This window comes from Streptomyces sp. SID3212, from assembly GCF_009865405.1.
Lineage (GTDB): Bacteria > Actinomycetota > Actinomycetes > Streptomycetales > Streptomycetaceae > Streptomyces.
This window is the reverse complement of sequence record NZ_WWJY01001254.1, coordinates 1-2,399: the sequence shown is the minus strand read 5'-3', so window position 1 is coordinate 2,399 and position 2,399 is coordinate 1. Positions and strand designations below refer to the sequence as shown.

Sequence of the window (2,399 nt, the reverse complement as noted above, 5' to 3'; positions counted from 1 at the left end):
CGAGGCCGGGGGCGGGGTCGGGGTGCGGGTCGGGGGCCGGGTCGCGGCCGGCGGCTTGTCCGGGGTCGGGGCCCTGCACCCGGTCCGGTTCGCCCTGGGGCCGTATGCCCAGGTCCGAGGCCTGCTGCTCGTCCGCTTGTCGCTGGTCCCTGTCCGGCACGGTCGCCTCACCATCCCACTGATGGATGTGTCTCCCGACTCTTCATGACCTCCATCCACCTTCCCTCCCCGCCCCGGGTTGATGCCACCGGTTCGGCCGGGAGCTTCGGCGGTCGGTGGCAGGCCGTAGTGCCTTGGCCTCCGGTTACTGTGGTCGCCATGCGGATTCTTGTTGTCGACCACCCCCTGGTGGCGCACAAACTCACCACGTTGCGCGACCTGCGCACCGACTCCCCGACCTTTCGGCGTCTCGCGGACGAGCTGGTCACCCTGCTCGCGTACGAGGCCACCCGGGATGTGCGTACCGAACAGGTCGACATCGAGACCCCGGTGACCGCCACGACCGGTGTGCGGCTCTCCCACCCCCGGCCGCTGGTCGTCCCGATCCTGCGGGCCGGGCTGGGCATGCTCGACGGCATGGTGCGGCTGCTGCCGACCGCCGAGGTGGGCTTCCTCGGGATGATCCGCAACGAGGAGACGCTCCAGGCGTCCACGTACGCGAGCCGGATGCCCGAGGACCTCTCGGGCCGGCAGGTGTACGTACTGGACCCGATGCTGGCCACCGGCGGCACGCTTGTCGCGGCGATCCGTGAGCTGATCAAGCGCGGCGCGGACGACGTGACGGCCGTCGTGCTCCTCGCGGCGCCCGAGGGCGTCGAGGTCATGGAGCGCGAGCTGGCGGGCGCGCCGGTCACGGTCGTCACCGCGGCCGTCGACGAGCGCCTCAACGAGAACGGCTACATCGTCCCGGGGCTCGGCGACGCGGGCGACCGGATGTACGGACTGGCCGGCTAGGGCCTGTCCTGGGGCGGTACGGGCGAGCGACCGACGGTTCTGTCCGTCGCCGGGCGGGGCGGTGGAAGTGCCCCGCCCGGGGACGGGAGAGTGGCGGTACGTACGGCGGTGAAGAGCGGCGGTACGGGTAGGGGCGTCAGCTCTTGCGCGATGCGCCCAGGCCGCCGCAGGCCGGCTGGGGGGCGGGCTTCGACAGGGTTGCCAGCGCCTGGTCCGCCTCGCGCTGGACGTTCAGCTTCTTGAACCCCGTGCCGAGGATCAGGTCGACGTCCCTGGTCCTGCGGGTGTCGGTCTTCGGCGTGGCCCCCCTCAGCTGGGTGCCGAGAACGGTGAGGGGGCCGTCCGCGGCGGTGGGGGCGCCCAGCAGTATCCCGGCGCCCCGGACCTTCTTGTCGTAGGCGGCGGGCGCGTTGCCCACCTTGCCGATGACGAAGCCCCGCTTCTTGAGCTCGTCGGCGGTGGTCTTGGCGAGACCGCCCCGCGGGGTCGCGTTGTAGACGTTGACCTTGATCTGGCCGGGCTTCGGCAGCACCTTGGCGGGTGCCGCGGAGGGCTTGCAGTCGGGCGTCTTCGCGGCGGTGGTCTTCTTGCCGTCGACCGTGAAGACGTCGATGAGCTGCGAGGTTCCCCAGCCGGCCAGGCCGAGGGCAACAACGGACGCGACGGCCGCGAGCACGATCCTGTGGCGGCGCCGAGGGCGGCGCATCCGCGGGTACTTGTTCCCCGTGATGCGGTACTTTCCGCCCATGCCGGGGGGAGTGAGCATGCTCATGGGCGCAGCGTAGTGGGCGCCGGTGGTGATTCCTACTAAATGATCAACGGGTTGGGCGGTCGGGGTGAGGAATGGGCCCGAAAGGCTCAGTCCGTCACTCTCCCGGACCCGCTCAGCCGAGATCGAGCTCCAGGACGCGGGCGTGCAGCACCTGCCGCTGCTGGAGGGCGGCGCGGACGGCACGGTGCAGTCCGTCCTCCAGGTAGAGATCGCCCTGCCACTTCACGACATGCGCGAACAGGTCTCCGTAGAAGGTGGAGTCCTCGGCGAGCAACGTCTCCAGGTCCAGCTGACCCTTCGTGGTCACGAGCTGATCGAGGCGGACCGGGCGCGGCGCGACATCCGCCCACTGCCGGGTGCTTTCCCGGCCGTGGTCGGGATACGGCCGCCCGTTACCGATGCGCTTGAAGATCACACGGAAAGCCTACCGGTCAAGAGGCTCCGGGCGCAGCCATGGCGCCCGAGTTCAAAAGTGGCATTAGATGGCAAAGCAGGAGCGAAGCCCGAGCGGAGGCATTCCCTCCGGTGGCCTGGGCGTCCAGATCGGCCCGGACCGGCCCCCGGTGGCGGGCCGTGGACGGGGAGTTCGCCCCGCCCACGGCCCGGCCGTGTGCCCGTTACTCGGTGGCGGCGTGGCCGTCGGCGGTGACGGCGCTGCGCGCGCCGGCCATGC

3 protein-coding genes are annotated in these 2,399 nt (G+C 71.1%); 1 reads left to right on the top strand and 2 read right to left on the bottom strand.

The features are described 5' to 3' along the window. Positions 1–318 precede the first annotated feature (318 nt). Entirely contained in the window at positions 319–954 is a 636-nt protein-coding gene (upp, locus tag GT042_RS37725; RefSeq protein ID WP_161313175.1) for a uracil phosphoribosyltransferase, read from the top strand. Positions 955–1,090: 136 nt separating this feature from the next. On the opposite strand, the gene GT042_RS37720 is transcribed toward upp, so the two are convergent. After that, entirely contained in the window at positions 1,091–1,726 is a 636-nt protein-coding gene (locus GT042_RS37720) for a LytR C-terminal domain-containing protein (RefSeq protein ID WP_161313174.1), read from the bottom strand. 112 nt (positions 1,727–1,838) lie between these two features. Then, the gene (locus tag GT042_RS37715; RefSeq protein ID WP_023540426.1) at positions 1,839–2,141 is read right to left on the bottom strand and encodes a type II toxin-antitoxin system VapB family antitoxin; all 303 of its coding nucleotides are present in this window, start codon (positions 2,139–2,141) and stop codon (positions 1,839–1,841) included. Between the last annotated feature and the right edge of the window lie 258 nt (positions 2,142–2,399).